At 66.3% G+C, this 17,301-nt stretch carries 12 protein-coding genes; all 12 read right to left on the minus strand.

What is annotated here, in order from left to right; genetic code table 11:
- Positions 1–11 precede the first annotated feature (11 nt).
- Positions 12–1,196 carry a GTPase gene (locus Poly30_RS19080; protein WP_145200893.1) on the minus strand — a complete coding sequence of 395 codons (1,185 nt, stop codon included), beginning with the start codon at positions 1,194–1,196 and terminating at the stop codon, positions 12–14.
- Positions 1,193–2,080, minus strand: coding sequence for a type III pantothenate kinase (locus Poly30_RS19085; RefSeq protein WP_145200896.1), 888 nt, complete (start codon positions 2,078–2,080; stop codon positions 1,193–1,195). Before Poly30_RS19085 ends, Poly30_RS19080 begins: the two co-directional genes overlap by 4 nt.
- A 45-nt stretch (positions 2,081–2,125) precedes the next feature.
- The gene (locus tag Poly30_RS19090) at positions 2,126–3,136 is read right to left on the minus strand and encodes a PDZ domain-containing protein (protein ID WP_145200899.1); all 1,011 of its coding nucleotides are present in this window, start codon (positions 3,134–3,136) and stop codon (positions 2,126–2,128) included.
- Positions 3,137–3,474: 338 nt separating this feature from the next.
- On the minus strand, positions 3,475–5,247 hold the full coding sequence (locus Poly30_RS19095) for a PilT/PilU family type 4a pilus ATPase (protein WP_145200902.1): 1,773 nt from the start codon (positions 5,245–5,247) through the stop codon (positions 3,475–3,477).
- A gap of 150 nt (positions 5,248–5,397) precedes the next feature.
- Positions 5,398–6,486, minus strand: coding sequence for a GTPase ObgE (gene obgE / locus Poly30_RS19100; protein ID WP_145200905.1), 1,089 nt, complete (start codon positions 6,484–6,486; stop codon positions 5,398–5,400).
- Positions 6,487–6,648: 162 nt separating this feature from the next.
- On the minus strand, positions 6,649–6,897 hold the full coding sequence (rpmA, locus tag Poly30_RS19105; protein ID WP_145200908.1) for a 50S ribosomal protein L27: 249 nt from the start codon (positions 6,895–6,897) through the stop codon (positions 6,649–6,651).
- Positions 6,898–6,933: 36 nt separating this feature from the next.
- On the minus strand, positions 6,934–7,248 hold the full coding sequence (rplU, locus tag Poly30_RS19110; protein ID WP_145200911.1) for a 50S ribosomal protein L21: 315 nt from the start codon (positions 7,246–7,248) through the stop codon (positions 6,934–6,936).
- 275 nt (positions 7,249–7,523) lie between these two features.
- Positions 7,524–11,126 carry an Rne/Rng family ribonuclease gene (locus tag Poly30_RS28710; protein ID WP_419190387.1) on the minus strand — a complete coding sequence of 1,201 codons (3,603 nt, stop codon included), beginning with the start codon at positions 11,124–11,126 and terminating at the stop codon, positions 7,524–7,526.
- A gap of 778 nt (positions 11,127–11,904) precedes the next feature.
- Positions 11,905–13,701: a type II secretion system protein GspD gene (locus tag Poly30_RS19125; RefSeq protein ID WP_145200914.1), complete on the minus strand. Its 1,797-nt coding sequence runs from the start codon at positions 13,699–13,701 to the stop codon at positions 11,905–11,907.
- A 159-nt stretch (positions 13,702–13,860) separates the two neighbouring features.
- The gene (gene pilO / locus Poly30_RS19130) at positions 13,861–15,252 is read right to left on the minus strand and encodes a type 4a pilus biogenesis protein PilO (protein ID WP_145200917.1); all 1,392 of its coding nucleotides are present in this window, start codon (positions 15,250–15,252) and stop codon (positions 13,861–13,863) included.
- A 17-nt stretch (positions 15,253–15,269) separates the two neighbouring features.
- Complete coding sequence (locus tag Poly30_RS19135) at positions 15,270–15,947, minus strand: PilN domain-containing protein (protein ID WP_145200920.1); 678 nt, start codon at positions 15,945–15,947, stop codon at positions 15,270–15,272.
- A complete protein-coding gene (gene pilM, locus Poly30_RS19140; protein WP_145200924.1) occupies positions 15,944–16,984 on the minus strand; it encodes a type IV pilus assembly protein PilM in 1,041 nt (346 codons plus the stop codon). The genes Poly30_RS19135 and pilM overlap by 4 nt, the downstream gene beginning before the upstream one ends.
- Positions 16,985–17,301 lie beyond the last annotated feature (317 nt).

Below are 17,301 nucleotides of genomic sequence, written 5' to 3' on the forward strand. Positions count from 1 at the left end.
GAGCGCAGAACTTACAGCGAACGGGCCAGTTCGTCGAGCACCGTGTCCGTGACCTCGGAAAGACCTGCCGCCGAGTCGAGGATCTCGATCGACCGTCGATCGAAGGGCACGGCCTCCCCCGCGGTCCAGAGAGGCCCGGACCGGTCCAGGCCGAGCGCCTCGCAGAACGACCCCTCGACCGTTCGACGCGCGTGATCGGGATCCTCCAGGGCCGAGACGGCGCCGGCGGGCCAGGCGCTGGAGTCGAGCCCATGGGAGCGAGCCGCCTGGGTCAGTAGAACGACGACGCCCGCGCGCGGCTCCGGAAGCTCCACCGCGTCCAAGGCCGACACGAGGCGGAGGACGAGGTCCGCGCGACTCGAGAGGTCCGCCCCGATCCGCTGCCCCTCCTGTTCGACGAGGGCCCGCGCGTCGCCGGCGGCGGCCGCCAGCGAAAGGTCCCGCTCGCCGGCCGTGTCGAGGAACCTGACGGGCCAGGGCCCGAGGCGCGCGCGCTCCGACAGCGCATCGCGCGTCGTGCCCGCCTCACTCGAAACCGAGGCGGCGTCCGCCCCCACCAGAACGTTGAAGAGCGTTGACTTCCCTGCGTTCACGGGTCCGACGATCGCGACGGTCGTCTCGCGAAAGAGTCGCTCGAGCCCACGGCCGCGGCGCGCGAGTTCGGCGAGCGTCGCGCGACGCTCGGCCGGGGACTTCGCGCGCAGATCTTGAAGCGCTCGATCCATCGCTCCTCCTGCTTGATCGAGAAGGACGCGCGCGCCGAGCACCGAAGGAGCTCCAGGAACCAGCGCGAGCGCACGCTCCCGAAAATCCGCCTTGTTCGATCCTCCCCCCGAACTCGCTCGCAGCGGGCCGCTCGCCGGATCGAGTCGACGCGCGATCTCCGCCACCAGGAACGGACTCCCATGAACATGGACCTCGAAGGCTTCATCCTCCGCTGCATGGTCCGCGGGGGCTGCTCGAACGACGAGCACCTCGTCGTACACCTCCGCGGGCACCTCGGCGGCCACCTCCGCGGCCGAAGCCAGCCCCTGCAACAAGCCGTAGGCGATCTCACCGCGGCGGGGCAGCTCCCTCGAGAACGCTTCCCGGAGCCGCTGCACGGCTGCCCGGCCCGTGACGAGCAGAACCGCGACGCCCGCCGAACCCGCTGGCGTCATGCGCTCGACCGATGGGCCGCCCTGCGATTCGCTCACAGCGAACTGCTCCCCGCCGAGCGAATGGCGAGCGCGAGCCCCGCGTGGACGAGATGGGGCGAGTCGCGAAAGCCCTGGGGAAACGTCTCATCGACAGCCGCGCGCGCGAACGCTCGCGCGCCTCCCGTCAGGTAAACGAGGACGCCTCGGGTGCCACCGAACGCCTCCATGGAAACCCCGCGGCAAAGCTCCCGAACTGCGCCGCGGAAACCGACGCTCGCACCGGCCCGGAGCGCCTCGACCGTGGAGCGACCGAGCGCAGGAACGTCAGGGTCGACCTCGAAAGGAGCGAGCCGCGCACCGCGTGCCGTGATCGCCTCGGCCAGAGAACCCGGCCCCATCGCGATCGCTCCGCCGAGGAACACGAACTCCGCTCCGCCATTCGCCGCGGCGCCGCTTCGCAGAACTCCGGCATCCACCGTCAGCGCCGTCCCCGCGTCGACCACCAGCACCTGAAGCCTCTCCCCCGCGCCGTCGGCAACGGCTTCTGACCGAAGGCGCCAGCCGTCCTCCAGCGCAGCGCGCATGGCGTACTGCCGATCGCTCCCACACGTTTCTGGATGGTGGATCTCCATCACGAGCCCCGCCTCTGGCCGAACGGCCACGTCCCAGCCGAGTGAACCCAGTCGCTCGACGAGCCTCCGCTCGCGCTCGTGGGACCCGACTGCGCTGATGGCTGCGCAGCGTCTCCCCTGGCCCGCGCCCCCGAGGCGCCCAGGCCCGGCAAGTGCTTCCTGCACGCGTAGCGGCTCGTCGTCGTCACGCCCCCAGGTCGCCAGAATCTCGATGGCCGAAACTCCGCCGACCGGGACCGCGCCCTCCGCCCGCGCGGTGCTTCCCTCCACGAACGACACGAACGCCAGAGAGGCGTTCGTGTTTCCCATATCGAGCGTCAGGCAACCGTCCAACGGATCGAAGCCGCGTCGCCGCTACTTCTTGGGGCTGTGGTAGACCTCGGTGCGCACGCGTCCGAGGTTCTCGACCTCGATCTGCCAGATCTCGTAGCGGTCGGAGTTCTTCTTCGCGAACGCGATCGCCTCCTGCTTGCTGTTCACCGGATAGCCGTTGATCGACTTGATGATGTCGCCTTCCTGCATTCCGTGCTGGGCAGCAATCGAGTCCTTGGCGACCTTCGTGATCTTGATACCGGCGCGATTGCCGTCCTTGTCGATGTACGTCTCCGAGCCGATGTCGCGGGCGAGGATGTCGTTGTAGTTCTGGGAGAAGCGCTCGGCGTCGTCCGTCCCGATGTAGTACTGGCCGTTCTTCTTGACGGTGTTGACCGGCGCGACGTCCGTCGCCTGGACTGCCTGTCCCCCGACCATCGAGGGCCGGCGTGGCGCGACCATGCCGTCCTTGCCAGCCTTGGCGATCATGCTCTGCTCGGAGCGCGCGTGGGGCCTGAGCGTCTCGGATTCGCGCTCCTCGTCGGCGAAGGAGAACGTCACGTCGTCGGGCTTGATGTCGAAGATCGCAATGTCCTCGTGCGGGCTCGGGAGGACGTCACCGATGTGAAGCAGATAGTCCGAGTTGGCGGCCTTCTTGTTGTCCACCAGTCGGATGAGGCAGCGGGAGTCCGAAGGATTGTCGCTCGCCGCCATGATGGCGATCACGTCCAAGATGTCGTCCACGGGGACCACGGGCTTCACGACCGGACCTTCGGGCTTCTTCTCCTCGGGCTTCGGCGGCGGTGGCGGCGGGGCCCCCGTCCAGTCGAACTCGACGATCGCTGGCGTGATGTCGTCGGGATAGCTCAGTCCCCGTGAGGTCGGCGGACGTGGCTCTTCGACGCCCTTCAGCACCGGTTCGGCGCGCCCCACGTCGAAGTACTGCTCGCGCATCCCGCGCTCGTAGTAGTCATAGAGGCTGTACCCGATGCCGCCGAGCAAGCCGAACGACGTCAGGTACGAAAGAGTCTTGAGCGTGCCTACGTTCATCATGGTGAGTGCCTTCGCGGTGAAGTTCCCGAGTGGCAGGACCCCCCCGTCGGTAGGTCCAACGCCGTGAGGTCTCGATACGAGAGCGCCCCGGAGGATACCAGCGCGCCAGTGGGAGGAGGAGACGCCGTTCGCAGTGTTTCCTTCCCCTTACGCTGCGGCAAATCTCGACTCCTCCCCGGAAAGGAAGAGCTCCGGCGCGCTCTGTCGGCGCGGCCGGAGCCATTCGGTTGCTTCGCGGTAGCCTCGCGGGGCCCTCTCGGCGGCTGTGCGACGGGTCCGCTGGCCACAGGTCACGGGCCAGGGATCACCCGCCGGCATTCAGCGGTCCGTCGACATGCTCAGTAGTCGCTGTTGCCGCGCAGGCGAAGATTCGAGCCACCGGAAGCTCCCTGCGACGGGCTGCCGCCCTCCTGGGTGCTCTGGGTCTCCTCCATGTCGGTTCGCCTGCGCATCGGGGTCCCCGTGCTGTCCACGCTGTCGATCTGCCCCTGCTTTTGGGCCTTGGCGGCGGCGCGCTGACCGCCCTGGATACCGCGGACCATCATGATGAGCTCGTCCGGGCGATCCGAGGACTGAACGGCGTCCTCGATGTCCACGAAGCCGGTCTGCACCAGCTCGAAGAGGCGATCGTTGAACGACACGATCCCCTTCTCCATGCCCCCCTGGATGACGCGGCCGAGCTCGGTCGTCTTGCCCTCTTCCAGCAGCTCGCGCACCTGCGGCGTGACCTGCATCAGCTCGAAAGCGGGCACCTGGCCGCCGCCGATTCGCGGCACGAGGCGCATGGAGAGTACGCCTGCGAGCGTGTCCGCCATCCGCTGGCGGATCTGGACGTGGCGCTCGGCCGGGAAGAAGCCCAGGATCCGGTCGACCGTCTGGGCGGCGTTGACCGTGTGCATCGTCGACATCACGAGGTGCCCGGTCTCGATGGCCTCGAGGGCCGCGAGCACCGTCTCGGCGTCGCGCATCTCGCCGATGAAGATCACGTCCGGGCTCTGGCGCAGCGCGTGCTTGATGCCCTGCTTGAACGAGGTGGTGTCGGTACCGACCTCGCGCTGGCTGATCACGCAGTATCGCTCCTTGAACATCAGCTCGACCGGGTCCTCGAGCGTCACGATGTGGCGCTCGACGTTGCGGTTCATGAACTCGATCATGGCCGACAGCGTCGTCGACTTGCCCGAGCCCGCGACGCCCGTGACGAGCACGAGGCCGCGTTTGCGGAGCGCGAGATCCTTGAGCGCGTCGGAGGGCAGATGCAGCTCGTCGAGACTCGGCGCGTTCTCGTTGATGCGCCGGATGACGATCGCGGGCTCGCCCATCTGTTTGTAGGCGTTGATCCGGAAGCGGCCGAGGCCGTCGAGATCGAGCGCGGCGTCGGCGGCGCCGGTCTCCTCGAACTGCTCCATGCGCTTCTCGCCAAGGATGCCCCGCAGGACCTCCATCATCGGGCCTGGGCCCGGGACGCGCCCGGGGAGGAAGCTGATCTTGCCGTCCTGGCGCTTGGACGGGCGGCCACCCGAACGCAGGATGAGATCGCTGGCCTTGGACTTCACCATCTCCGCGAGCCAGCCCTGGACGAGATGTCGTGGGTTGACCGTCTTGCCGAGTGAGGGGTCGTCGCCCTGGACTTCCAGGGTCACCCTGGCGCGCTTGACCTCGGGGCTGGCAGATCCTTCGGAGCTCGTGCCCACGGAAGCTGGAGCTTCCGCGCCTTCGAGCGCGGGCGCGTCCGGGATACCCGAAGTCGCCGGCAAGTCCGGACCCGACGACGGAGCCGAGTAGGCCATGGCGGACGAGGTCGAGGCCGCAGGCATCGCCGCTACGGGCGCGGGAAGCTCCTGGGCCATCGAGGCCGCTGCTTCTCCCACGACCGCCATGACGCTGGCCAGGTCCACGTGAACCACCTTCTCGGGCGGTGCCTGGTTCGCCGGAGCGCCTGGAAGGGGCCCTGCAGGCAGCGGAGCCGCAGGGTGCGGCATCGCGTGCTGATGAGCGGACGGGCTAGCCTGGCTGGCCGCCTGATCGGCGAGCGATTCGGATCCGGCCTCGTCCTGGCGATCGTCCGGTGCGACGCCTTTGAAGCTGAATTCGTCTTGGGGTTGGTCTTGCACGAGATGTCCGGGCTGGCGCGAAGGCGACGCAGGGGGACACTGCGCCTTGGAGCAGGAACGGAGTTCCTGTAGCTACCTTCGCATCGACCACCGCGGCGGCTCTCCTTGACGCCACCCTCCCATTCCAGACCTCGGCCGGAGCCCTGCCCCTCATTCCGAGATCTCGGTGCTACCAGCCGTCCCTGGTGCGCTGCCCTGCTCGCGGAACCAATCAGGTGCACCACTGTGGTCAGGCGCCGCATGGTCCGCACGGACGATCTTGTGGGCGGCCCTGAGAACCTCGTCGACGCCCTGCCCCAGAATGGACGACATCCCGAGGACCTTCACGCCTACCGCGGCTTCGAGATTCGCCAGCCGCTCCTCCCAGCCGTCGTCCTCGAAGCACTTGGAGGCCACGGTCAGCCTCGGCTTCTCGGCCAGTACCGGGGAGTACCGCCGCAGCTCATCCTCCAGCGCCTCCCAGGCCTCGACGGGGTCCCGCTCGGCGGTCGGGGAAACGTCGACGATATGCAGCAGCACGCGGCAGCGCTCGACGTGCCGGAGGAACTTATGGCCGAGGCCGGCTCCCTCGGCCGCTCCCTCGATGAGACCGGGCAGGTCCGCGACGACGAGCGTGTCGTAGTCCCCCACCCTGGCGATCCCGACCTGGGGCTCCAGCGTCGTGAACGGGTAGTCGGCGATCTTGGGCGTCGCGGCGGTGATGCGACTGATGAAGGTCGATTTGCCCGCGTTCGGAAAGCCGAGTAGACCGACCTCGGCGAAGAGCTTGAGTTCGAGCTTGAGCCGACGCGACTCCCCCATCGTTCCGAGCGTCGCCTTGCGGGGCGCCTGGACGACCGAAGTCGCGAACCGAATGTTGCCCTTGCCCGCCTTGCCGCCCTGGGCGACCACGAGCTCCTCTTCCGGGGTCGCGAGGTCCCGCATCAGGTTCCCGCGCTCGGCGTCGAAGATCAGCGTCCCCACCGGTACTTCGACGACGAGGTCGTCGGCGCTACGGCCCGTCATCGCACGCGGCCCGCCGGGGCCGCCGTTCCTGGCCACGAAGCGAAAGCGCCGCCCGATGTCGAGAAGCGAGTGAACGTTCGTCGAGGCGCGGAAGATCACGCTCCCGCCGCGCCCGCCGTCGCCGCCGTCGGGACCGCCCAGCGGCGCATGCGCCTCGTGCCGGAACGAGATCGTGCCGTCACCGCCCTTGCCTGCGACCACGTCGATCTCGGCTTCGTCTCTGAAACTGGCCATGGGATGGTGCTCTCTGCCCTTCGTGAAAATGAGGACGTGAAATGAGGATCTCTGAAATGAGGAACGCTCCCGGCTCCCCGCTCAAGATCGAGCGGCGAACGAGGAGCGCGTATCGGTGTCCTGCTGGAGGGGCGGGCCCCCTTTCAGGTCGCCGAAGAAAGACTACTCGGCGAGCGGGTCCACGTGGACGCGACGGCCGACCTGGAAGCGGACCGTTCCGTCGACGAGCGAGTACAGCGTGTAGTCGCTGCCGATGCCGACGTTCTTGCCCTGCTTGTACTTCGTGCCGCACTGGCGAACCAGGATGGTACCAGCGGTGACCTCTTGGCCTCCGAAGCGCTTGACGCCGCGGAACTGGGGGTTGGAGTCGCGGCCGTTTCGGGTCGAGCCCTGTCCTTTTTTGTGTGCCATAGATGCTGTGGGTCCTCCGGTAGGGAGTGACGGGGATCAGCCCGTGATGTCGGTGATACGAACGCGGGTGTAGGACTGACGGTGACCGCGCTTGACGCGGATGTTCTTCCGGCGCTTGAAGCGGAAGACGGTGACCTTGACGCCGCGCTCCATGCGCATGACTTCGCCGGTGACCGTCGCGCCTGCGACGGTCGGCTTGCCGATCTTGACCCCGCCATCGCCACCGATGAGGAGGACGTGGTCGAAGGTGATGGTCGAGCCGCGCTCGGCATCGTCCATGAGATCACAGAGGATCTCGTCGCCCACGCGGACGGTGGCCTGATTCGTTCGGTCGCTGATGATCGCGTACATATCGTTCTCGGTCCGGGCTGGTGGCACGCATCCCTTGGGGGCGGATGCCAGGCGACTCGCCTGGCCCTCCGTGTGCGCCTTGACTCCGGCTCTCCCCCGGTGAAACCTCCCGGGGGCCGCCCGGGGAGACCCGAGGGGGCGAAGAGAGTAAGAGGAGCGCTGGCACCGCCGCAAGCCAGTACCGGGGCAAAGAAGGGAGGAAAGATCACGAAGAAGGCCCCCCCGACGTCCCAGGGACGATTCGGGGGGGCCTCACGGCCGGTTCTGAGCCCCGGTCAGCGCTTCCGGCGGCCGCCCGGTCGCACCTCGCGCCCATCGGCGCGGAGGTAGCGAAGGACGCTGTCCTCGGACTGATCCGAGACACCCGTGAGCAGAATCTCCTTCTCGGTCCGGTGCTCCATGGCCCGCACCCAGTCCCACAGATCCTCCTTCAGGTAGGCGACGACCTCGGGATGAGCTCGCACCTCGACCTTCGAGAAGCCTTTCTGGATCAGAGCGCCACCCAGTCTGCGCAGGATCGCCTGGGCACGGGACTCGATCGTCCGGATACGCCCGGTGCCGCGGCACCTCGGGCAGGCCATGAAGACCTTCTTGTGAGTCCCCGGGCCCAGACGCTGACGGGTCAGCTCCAGCAGACCGAACTGGCTGATGCGGCCCAGCTTGCTGCGCGCGCGGTCGTCGGCGAGTTCATTGCGGAGCGCCTTCTCGACCGACCGGTTGCTGCTGGAGCGAACCATGTCGATGAAGTCGCAGACGATGATGCCGCCGAGGTCGCGCAGCTTGATCTGCCTCGCGATCTCCGGAACGGCCTCGAGGTTCGTCTTGAGCGCGATCTCCTCGAAGTCATAGCTGTTCGTCCGCGTGCGGCCTGAGTTCACGTCGATCGCGACCAGCGCCTCGGCCTGGTCGAACACGATCGAACCACCCGAGGGCAGGTCGACGCGACGCGCGAAGATACGCTCGAAGTCCTGCTCGATGCCGCAGTGCTGAAAGAGGGGCCTGTCGCCCTCATGCTTCTTGATCCGGTCGACGTGCTCGGGCATCAGCGCCTTCGCGAACGAGACCATCTGATCGTACACGCCGACGTCGTCGACGAGCACCTCCTTCGTTTTGCGGTTGAAGAGGTCACGCAGCGTACGCGTCGCGACGTCCGACTCGAGGTAGAGCGGCGCGGGGCCGCGGCTACCCTTGAGCTTCTTGCCGAAGGACTCCCAGAGTCCCATCAGATAGTCGAGGTCACGCTGGAGATCGGTCTTCGTGCGGCCGACGCCCGCCGTCCGTACGATCACGCCCATGTCGGGCGGCGTGTTCATGCTGGCCAGGATTCGCTTGAGGCGCTTGCGCTCCTTCTCGTCGGGGATCTTGCGGCTCACGCCCGTGCGCGCCATCGAAGGCATGAGCACGAGGTACCGACCCGGCATCGAGATGTAGGTCGTCAGCGTCGGGCCCTTGTCGCCGATCGCGTCCTTGGTGATCTGAACGACGACGGGGTCCCCCACCTTGAGGAGTTGATCGATCGGACGACGCTCACGCTGCGGACGACGCTCCTGACGCGCCCGTCCGTTGCGCCCACCCCCGCGGCCACCCGAGGACTTGGAAGACTTCCGGGAGCCGTCCTTTCCGCCCGAGTCGCCTCGCTTGGACGAACGCCCGCCACGGGAAGCCTTCTTCTCGGAGGCAGCCTTCTTCTTCGAGGTCTTCTTCGAACGAGATCCGCCCGACTTCGAGGAGCCCTTGCCGGAGCCCGAATCGGAATCGCCGGAATCAGCCTCGTCGCCATCGCCCTTCGTGCGCGCCGCCTTCTTGCGGGTGCGCTTCTTCCGCGGGCGACGCTCGCGTGCCTCACCTTCTTCCGAGCCGGACTCGGACCTCGGCGCGTCGGCTTCAGACTTGCCGCCGTCGGAGTCTTTCGCCTTGGACGAAGCCGCCTTCTTGCCGGTGCGCTTGCGCGCGGGCCGGGATGGAGCGTCACCGGAGGAGTCGCCTTTGGACGGCCCTTCGGAGGCATCGTCACCGGACACTTTCGTGGATCGGCGCGGACGGCGCCCGCGCGCAGGGCGCCTGGGTGCCCCGCCGGAATCCGAGCTGCCAGAGGAATCTTCTTCCTCTTCCTCTTCCTCCTCGTCTTCGTCGTCGGCTTCTTCGTCGTCGCCGTCGAAGTCATCGAGCGGATCGATCTCCGCGACCTCAGCGACGAAGTCCTCATCGTCGTGATCGTCGTCTTCGCGATCGTCGACTTCCGACTCGCCCCGTGCTACGGGGCCGTCGTCGTCGTCGTCATCGTCGTCGTCATCGTCGTCGTCGTCGTCGTCATGATCGTCGTCGTGATCATCACTGTGATCATCGTCGTCGTGATCATCATCGTCGTCGTGATCGTCGTCGTGATCGTCGTCGTCGTCGTGATCGTCACTCTCTCCGCGGAAATGACCGTCGTCATCATCGTCGAGAGCGTCCGCTTCTTCCGACCAGTCGGCGTCGTGATCGCCTTCCTCGTGGTGCAGGCCGGCCGTCAGGAGGTCTTCCAGCTTGAAGCCCTCCTCGCCGTAGAGCGGGAGCACGTCCGAGGTATGCAGGAATCCGTTGCGACCCTGACCGAAATCGATGAACGCCGCGCCGATCGCCGGCTCGAGGTTCACGACGCGCCCGCGATAGATGTCATTCACGAGAGTCTTCTGACTCTCGGCGTTCATCAGGAAGTCGAGAATGACCTCGCCCTCGTACACGGCCACGCGACGCTCTTCCGGTTCGACCGCGTTGACGGCAATCGTCTGGGTTCGTAGAGCCTTCGCCTCGCGCTCTTTTTCCTCGGGTGACTTGACCTTCGGCCCGGCCTTGGAGGACCCGCCTTTCTTGGAACGACCGCGCGAACGCTTCCTTCCGGAACCCGTTTCCTCGTCGTCCTCGTCTTCCGAAGCCGTGGGCTCCGCCTCGTCTTCGTCGTCCAGATCGGAATCGCCGGCTTCAGCTTCGGTTCGACCCGACTTCTTGCGCGAGCGCCGGCGTCGACGCTTCTTGCGGCCATTGCCTTCGGCCGCCACACCTTCATCCGACTTGTCAGCCTCTTCTGCAGACGAGGCTTCATCGTCGCCGGCGTGCGCCTTTTCAGCTTTCACCGGCGTCGAGGAACGAGGCGTTGAGTCCGTCGACAAGTCGTCGTCCTCGTCTTCTTGCCGTGAAGACGCTCTGCGTCGGGAGGCCTTCTTCTTGCCCCGTGCCTTCGGACTCGAACGGTCGTCGTCTTCCGCATCGCGGGGCATCGGCCCCAGGTCATCGTCCTCGCCAGGAATCGAATCGATCGCGGCGGCGCCGTCTTCATCGTCCCCACGCTTGCGCCGACGGCCACCGCGCGAACCGCGACGACGGCGCTTGCGCGCCGCTGCGCTCTCCTCGTCCGTCTCGTCCGGCGCGCTGCCAGGGCCTCTGGCTTCGTCGGACACTTCTGGCTCGGGAGTCGACGACTCTGCGGCATCCGCGACGTCGGAGGGTGCCTTCCGAGCCCGTGACTTGCGTCTCTTCTTCTTCGTGCGCGCGGCAGCCGCTTCGCCGTCGTTGACGGTGTCCTTGTCGACCGCCTTCTCAGGCGAAGACTCCTTGGGATCATCGGACGCTTCCGCGTCACCCTTCGCAGCCGCCTTTCGCGCGGGTCGGCGCTTGCGCCGGGGCTTCTTCGCTGGCTCTCCAGCGCGGCTGCTCTCTGCCGCCGCACCCGACGAGCCTTCCACGCCTGCTCCAAAGGAGCTGCTGGAAGAGCCGGAAGCCTGATCCCCCTCGGGGATCCAGCACGGATAGGGCGGAAGGGGAAGGAACGAAGCGAGGGGGAACGGAGCGGGTCCGTGGGCTGGAGCGCCCGGGAACCCGTCGTTGGGTTGTACTGTCATCAGTTGTGAAGGCCTGATCCGCCTTCTCCACTGCGGCCTCTTGGCAACGCACTGCGGTCGGCCGCGGCGGGACTCTTCCGGTCGATTGCCTTCGATCGAGCCTTGTCGAACTCCGGTGAACCGGTGTCCTTCGAAGGGGACCGAAGCGAATGCGCTGGAAAGAGGCCTACCCGACGGACTCGCGATCGCGCGAAGCTGGGTCGAGGAACGGAGAGGTAAAAGCGGGCCGAAGGCCAGCCAGCCGCGCTGGGCGATTGGCGAGTGGGTCGAGTGTTTTTGGCAAGCGCGCAGCTGAGAGCGGCTTTCCCTGCCCCGTCGGACGAATCCGAAGGACCGGAAGAGCTTCTGATCAGCGCTGCGCCCCCGGTGTCGAAACGGCTGTCCCCCTCGAGCTTCCGGCGGAACTCGGCGCGTGGCCGAATTCAGCGCGTGCTGACGGGAACCGCCCGAAACCGGCGGAAAGTGTGGGACCACGGAGGCTGCCAGAACGGCTGGCAGCTCGGTGTCCCGATGTACGGGTCAGACCGATTGAAGTCAGGTCTGGAGAGGACTGTCGCAGAGCCACGGGCTCGAGTCGAACATCCCGACGGGATTTTCGGTGAGACACGTGAAAGTCTCGAATGCGAGAGTCAGCAGGACAGCGTCCCTGGGGCGTATTTAGCCCCTATCTTCCTCGCTATGTGCGGAGGACGAGGAAAAACGGTGGCGGCGGCTCCCCTGCTTCCAGGAGAGCCGCCGCCGCGAGACATTGGCTCAGGCGGCCAAGGTCCGTCGAGCCTCAGTCGATCGGGTCGGCCGAGTCGAGGAGCGCCTCAACCTCATCCGCGAGGCGGTTCGAGCGACGCTGAAGCTCCTGCTGGAGGATGAACTCCGAGTCGTCCGAGTTGTGCACGAGGGTCGGCGTGATGAAGATGATCAGGCTCCGGCGATCGCGACCTTCGTTGCGGTACTTGAAGAGTTCGCCCAGGATCGGGATCCGCGAGATGTAGGGCACGCGGCTGACCGTCTTGGACTCCGAGTCGGTGGTGAGGCCACCGATCACGGCCGTCTGGCCGCTCTCGAGCATCATCTGCGTGATCATGGTCGAGGAGCGCGTGCGCGGAAGGGCGATGGTGCCCTCCGCGCCGGCGGAGCCGACCGTGAACACGTCGAAGCCAGCGGGAGCCAGGTTCGAGGTGCCCGTGCCGGAGAGGTTGGTCTCCTTCGGAACGACTTCCATCTGGATCTTGCGGGTACCCGGCACGACATTCGGACGAACGAGGAGCTGGAAACCGATCTCGACCGGCGAACCCGACGCTTCCTGGACGGTGAGCTGCAGACCACCGGCCTGGCCCTGTTCGGACTTGGCCTCGGCGTAGCGGACCGTCTCACCGACGAAGATCGTGGCCTCGTTGCCATCGAGCGTGATGATCTTCGGGGCCTGGATGACCTCGGAGTTCTGATCGCGCTGGAGCATCCGGAGCGTCGCCTGCACCTGGGTGAAGGACAGCGCGCCGAAGATCGTGTTCGGAACCTGCGTGGTGCCCGCGTTGAGCGGCCCGGTGATGTTGTTGCCCGCGAAGGGACCGAAGCCGAAGTCGCTGGCGATGATGCCGTCTTCCCAGCCCGAGTCGCCGATGCTGAACGGAAGCTCGATCGGGATCTGGCTACCGCTGATGCTGACCTGGGGGCCACCGTCGCCGTAGTCGACGCCGAGGTTCAAGAGGTCCGTGTTCGTCGTGGAGACGAACTTGAGGTCGATGAAGACCTGGCTCGGCTCGACGTCGAGGCGACGGATGATCTCCTGGATCGTCTCGTGGACCTGGGTCGTGTCACGGACGATGATGACGTTCTGGCTGACGATGAAGTCGAGCTCTCCCGTCTCCGAGAGCGCCTTCTCCAGCGCCGCGAGGACCGTGAAGTGCTCGTTCGGCTGGCCGGTCGGCGGCGTCGCGCCGCCCTTGATGAACTCGGACGTGATCACGGGAACACGCGTGCTCTTCGGGCGGATGTAGCGGAGCTGGTAGCTGCGCGTCACCTTCTGCTGCTCGAGGCTGATGGGATCGACGACGCGGAAGATGTTCCGGCGCTCCTCCACCACCGTGAAGCCGAGGGTCTTGCAGATCTCCTCGAGCGCGTCCCGCCACGGAACGTCCTCGAGGCGCACGCGAACGGTGCCCTGGACCTCGGGGCCGACGATGACGTTGGCGTTGGCGATCTTGGCGATCGTCGAGATGACTTCCTTGATGTCCTGGTCGTCGAAGACGAACGACACGCGCTGGGGCATGCTGATCGTCAGGACGCCGGACTTGTCTTCTTCGACGACGGCGCCGGCCACTTCGGCCGCGTAGTCGAGCGCGTCGCGCCAGTAGACGTCCGAGAGCTGCAGCGAGCGAACCTTGCGGTCCCCGCCTTCGATGATGACGATGTTCGCGCCGGAGCGGTCGCGCAGGTACTGCACGACCTGGCTCAGGTCACGTTCCACGATGTTGAGGTCGACTCGGCTGTCCAGGCTAGGAACCTGGGCTGCGGCGGCGGGCATGAAGGCCGCAGCGCACATGCTGAGTGCGATAAGAGACTTAAGAGGGTTCACCACGATTCCTCTGTCCAGAACTGGACGGTGAGTTGGGGTTTTGGATCGACAGGGGCGCCGGTCCGAATGACAAGGGAGGGTTATGGCGCCGAGAAGTGCTTCCGCGGCGTGCGGTCCGCCTGGGACACGCGATGGCGTGGGGCCGACGAGGCCCCGGCGCGCTTAGAAATCGCGGGTCAGAACAGCTCCGCGGAAAACGAAGTCGACCTCGTTCGGCCGGACGTCGTGGACGATGAGATCGGGGTGCGCAAGCACTGGATCCCCCACCGAGCGGCGCGTGCCGTCGATGATGATCACGGGGTCCCGATTTTCGATGATGGCGTAGCCGCCGATCTTCAGCTGGATCAGCTCGAAGTCGCGCAGCGTCGTCGAGTCCTCGGCGAGCTGGCGAAGCCAGTCGGCGAGTTCCTCGCGCTCCTTGTCGCCCTTGACCAGGTCGAGGGAATCGGCAAGAGCCTTGTAGGCGTCGAGTGCGAGGTCGAACTCGCCCAGATCGATGTGCTTGACCATGCGGTCCCCGACGGTCTGAAGCTCGACGAGCGTCGGACCGGCGATCGCCTGGCTCTGCTTGAGGGCGAGGCGCAGCTCCTGCAGCGGCTCGACGACTCCGATGGAAAGGCGCTTCTCTGCGGGCTTGTAGCTGATGCGGCTCTCCTTCTCGATGCGGTTGAGGTCGTCGCCGAGCATGGCGAGGATCTTCTCGAGCTCGGAGCGCTGGACCATCCGTTCGAGAACCGACTCGGCCGCGTTGGACGCTTCCCAGTATTTCTGAGCTTCTTCCATGCGGGAGATCAGCTCGGTGACCTCCTCCATCTGGCGCTGCACGGTCCACGCGTTGGGGTCGTCGACGCGAGCGGGGACGCGCGGGTCGATGAGCGGGTCGCGTCGACCGCGGGGGCCGCGGTAGCGGAATGTCTCGAGCGTCAGCGCCTGGCGCCGGCGGTTGATCTCGCCTGCCAGAAGGTCACGCTTGCGCTCGTAGCCCGCGATCTTCACCTCGTCCGCCTCGCCCTGGCGCGGGACGTACTTGTACGTCTCCACCTCCATCTGGATGCGGTGGTTCGCGATCCCGTCGGTCTCCAGGCTCTTGCGCGTCGCCGCGCTGATCTTGAAGGACGAAGCCGCCATGAAGCGACTGTGGGTCTCGATCCGGTTGAGGAAGTCGAGGAACTGGAACGTATCGGCCTCGAGGGTGAGCTGGTAGGCCACCTTTTCGAAGGCGCCGGTCTGCTGGCCTCGCGCCGAGTTCGTCTGGCTCGGGCGGAACCCTGATGTGGCAACGCCGGCTTCCTTGGAGTACTCCTGGAAGTCTCGGACCACGTTCGTGAGGTCCTTCGTGTTCGGAAGGATCTCGCGGATGCGGTCGGAGATCTCACGCAGCACGATGACATCGCGCTCGATCTCGGGCGTCGTGCGCACGGTGTCGCGCGCCTTGGCGATGTCCTGGCGAAGTGCCGCGACCTGGGTCTTGGCCGTTTCGATCTGATCCTTCTCGGTGAAGATCATGTAGCCCGCGCCGAGAGCGACGGCTCCTGCCACGCCCCCGAAGGTCATCCAAAATTTGCGATCGTTCACTGTCCTGCCTCCTCAGCCGACTTGCGCGCCTTCACGCGTTCCTCGGGGCTCTTGAGATCGATGGTGAGCGGGAACGACCAGTTCACCGAAGGGATCAGGTCTTTCTCTGGCTCGTTGCGACGACCCTCGGGGTCGCCCGTCTTGCCGAAGATCTGGCTGAGCGCGCTCAGCTCCGGATCGTTCATGTCGTCCAGGAAGTTCGACACCTGGTCGTAGCCTTCCGAGCCAGAGTGAGCCGAGGCGGTGAGCTTGCCGTAGTTGGCGTCACGACCGCGGGTCTCGGACAGCATCTTGACGTCGATGTCATCGAACCAGACGAAGTGCTCGATGCCCTCGCGACCGGCGTGCACGACCTCGATGAGCTCGTCCATCACCTTCGTCCAGAGGACGCGGTTCTGGGTGATCTCGGCGAGGGTCGTCTCACGCGCGGAGCGGGTGGCGATCTCGTTCTTGAGCTTCTCGTGGTAGGCGACCTGCGGCTTGAGGCCGTCCAGGTCGAGCTGCAGCACGGAACGGGTCGTCTCGATGTTCCGGCTGATGCCGAACTCGAGGTAGCCCCAGTAAGCGATGAGGGACGCGTTGACGAGTACGGCACCGGCGATGGCCGCGATCATTCCGATCGGCGACTTCGCCCGCCTCCGGTACTCATCGGGGAGAAGGTTGATCGTGATCATGAGTTGCGCACCCGTGAGGCAAGGCCGACGGCGACGACGAGTGAGGGGGCCCACGCTTCCAGCTCTTCCACGTCGAGACGGTTCACGTCCACGCGCAGGCCTTCCAGCGGGTTCCAGAGGCGCGTGGGACGCGCGACGGACTGTTCGATGTACTCGGCGGCGCCGGGGGCGAGCACGCCCCCACCGGAGAGCAGGATCTCGGTGACCGTGAGTCCTTCGTTGTGCTCGACGTAGTCCATCGAAAGCATCAGCTCGGACGCGAGGTCTTCCAGAACCGGGCCGATCGCGGTGCGAACTTCGGCCTGGTGATCTTCGGAAGCGCGCTTGATCGCCTCGGCTTCGAACCCTTCCACGCCGAGGCGACGCGCCACGGCCTGGGTCATGTTCGAGCCACCGATCGGGATCTCGCGGCTGAAGCAGCTGGTGCCGCCGCGCATCACGTTGATCGAGGTGGATTTCGCCCCGACGTCCACGAGTGCCGTGGCGCGGATGTCCGACGGGTCGAAGCCCTCGGAGTCGGGAAGCACGCACATCTCCCAGGCGTTTGCAATCGCGAAGAGATCGAGATCGATCGCGATCGGGAGGAGGCCTGAGTTCTGAATCATGCGGGCCTGATCATTCAGGCGTTCGCTCTGACAGGCGGCGACGAGCACCTTCATGGTGTCCGACTGGGGTGCGCCATCCTGGGATGGCTGCTCGAGTGGCAAGCAGTCGATGATGAAATCCTCGTCGGACGCCACGAGCTTGTCGGCTTCGAACTGAATGGCTTGCTTCAGCTCGGAGTCCGTCATGCGGGGCATGGAGAGGTAGCGCACGACGGTGTCTTGCCCGGAAACCCCGGTCACGACCCGCTTCGAGCGGAATTTGCCTTCTTTGAAGACCTGCTTGACGGCTTCGTCGAGGCTGCCGCCTGGCGGGAGCTCGACGCGGCTGAACCCGGTAATCACCGGCTCCTGGCCCTCGAGCGTGATCTCGACGGCTTTCACCACCGAGGTGCCGAGGTCGAGACCTACGACGCTCTTTTTGCTGCGGATCACGTTCCTTTACCCTGTTGGGGGGAAGAGAGCCGCACTCGAAGGGGACGAATCCCGGCGGTCTCATCGGGGCTTGTCGACTGATCGGCGCACTTTGGTTGAGGAGGGCGTCCCGATTTTTGCCACTTGGCATGCCCCTGGTTTCTGAGAGTCGATAGTTCGCCGGTGCCCGGTGCCCCTCGCCCGATCCCCCGTTGCCCCTTGCCCCCTCCGCCCCACGCGTCCGCCAGGACGCCCGGGCCCCGACTCGGCGTCCGCAGGGCGCCGAGTGGCCCGCGCGAGGCTCGCCCTCGCGGCCCGTCCGGCGAGGACGCCGTGCG

The sequence above is a fragment of the Saltatorellus ferox genome (assembly GCA_007751475.1).
Classification (GTDB): domain Bacteria; phylum Planctomycetota; class UBA1135; order UBA1135.

Bases quoted from the DNA above. Each gene is read 5' to 3' on its own strand.
- Poly30_RS19085 (WP_145200896.1), bottom strand. From the start codon at position 2,080: ATGGGAAACACGAACGCCTCTCTGGCGTTCGTGTCGTTCGTGGAGGGA.
- Poly30_RS19090 (WP_145200899.1), bottom strand. From the start codon at position 3,136: ATGATGAACGTAGGCACGCTCAAGACTCTTTCGTACCTGACGTCGTTC.
- obgE (WP_145200905.1), bottom strand. From the start codon at position 6,486: ATGGCCAGTTTCAGAGACGAAGCCGAGATCGACGTGGTCGCAGGCAAG.
- rpmA (WP_145200908.1), bottom strand. From the start codon at position 6,897: ATGGCACACAAAAAAGGACAGGGCTCGACCCGAAACGGCCGCGACTCC.
- rplU (WP_145200911.1), bottom strand. From the start codon at position 7,248: ATGTACGCGATCATCAGCGACCGAACGAATCAGGCCACCGTCCGCGTG.
- Poly30_RS28710 (WP_419190387.1), bottom strand. From the start codon at position 11,126: ATGACAGTACAACCCAACGACGGGTTCCCGGGCGCTCCAGCCCACGGA.
- pilO (WP_145200917.1), bottom strand. From the start codon at position 15,252: ATGACCTTCGGGGGCGTGGCAGGAGCCGTCGCTCTCGGCGCGGGCTAC.
- Poly30_RS19135 (WP_145200920.1), bottom strand. From the start codon at position 15,947: ATGATCACGATCAACCTTCTCCCCGATGAGTACCGGAGGCGGGCGAAG.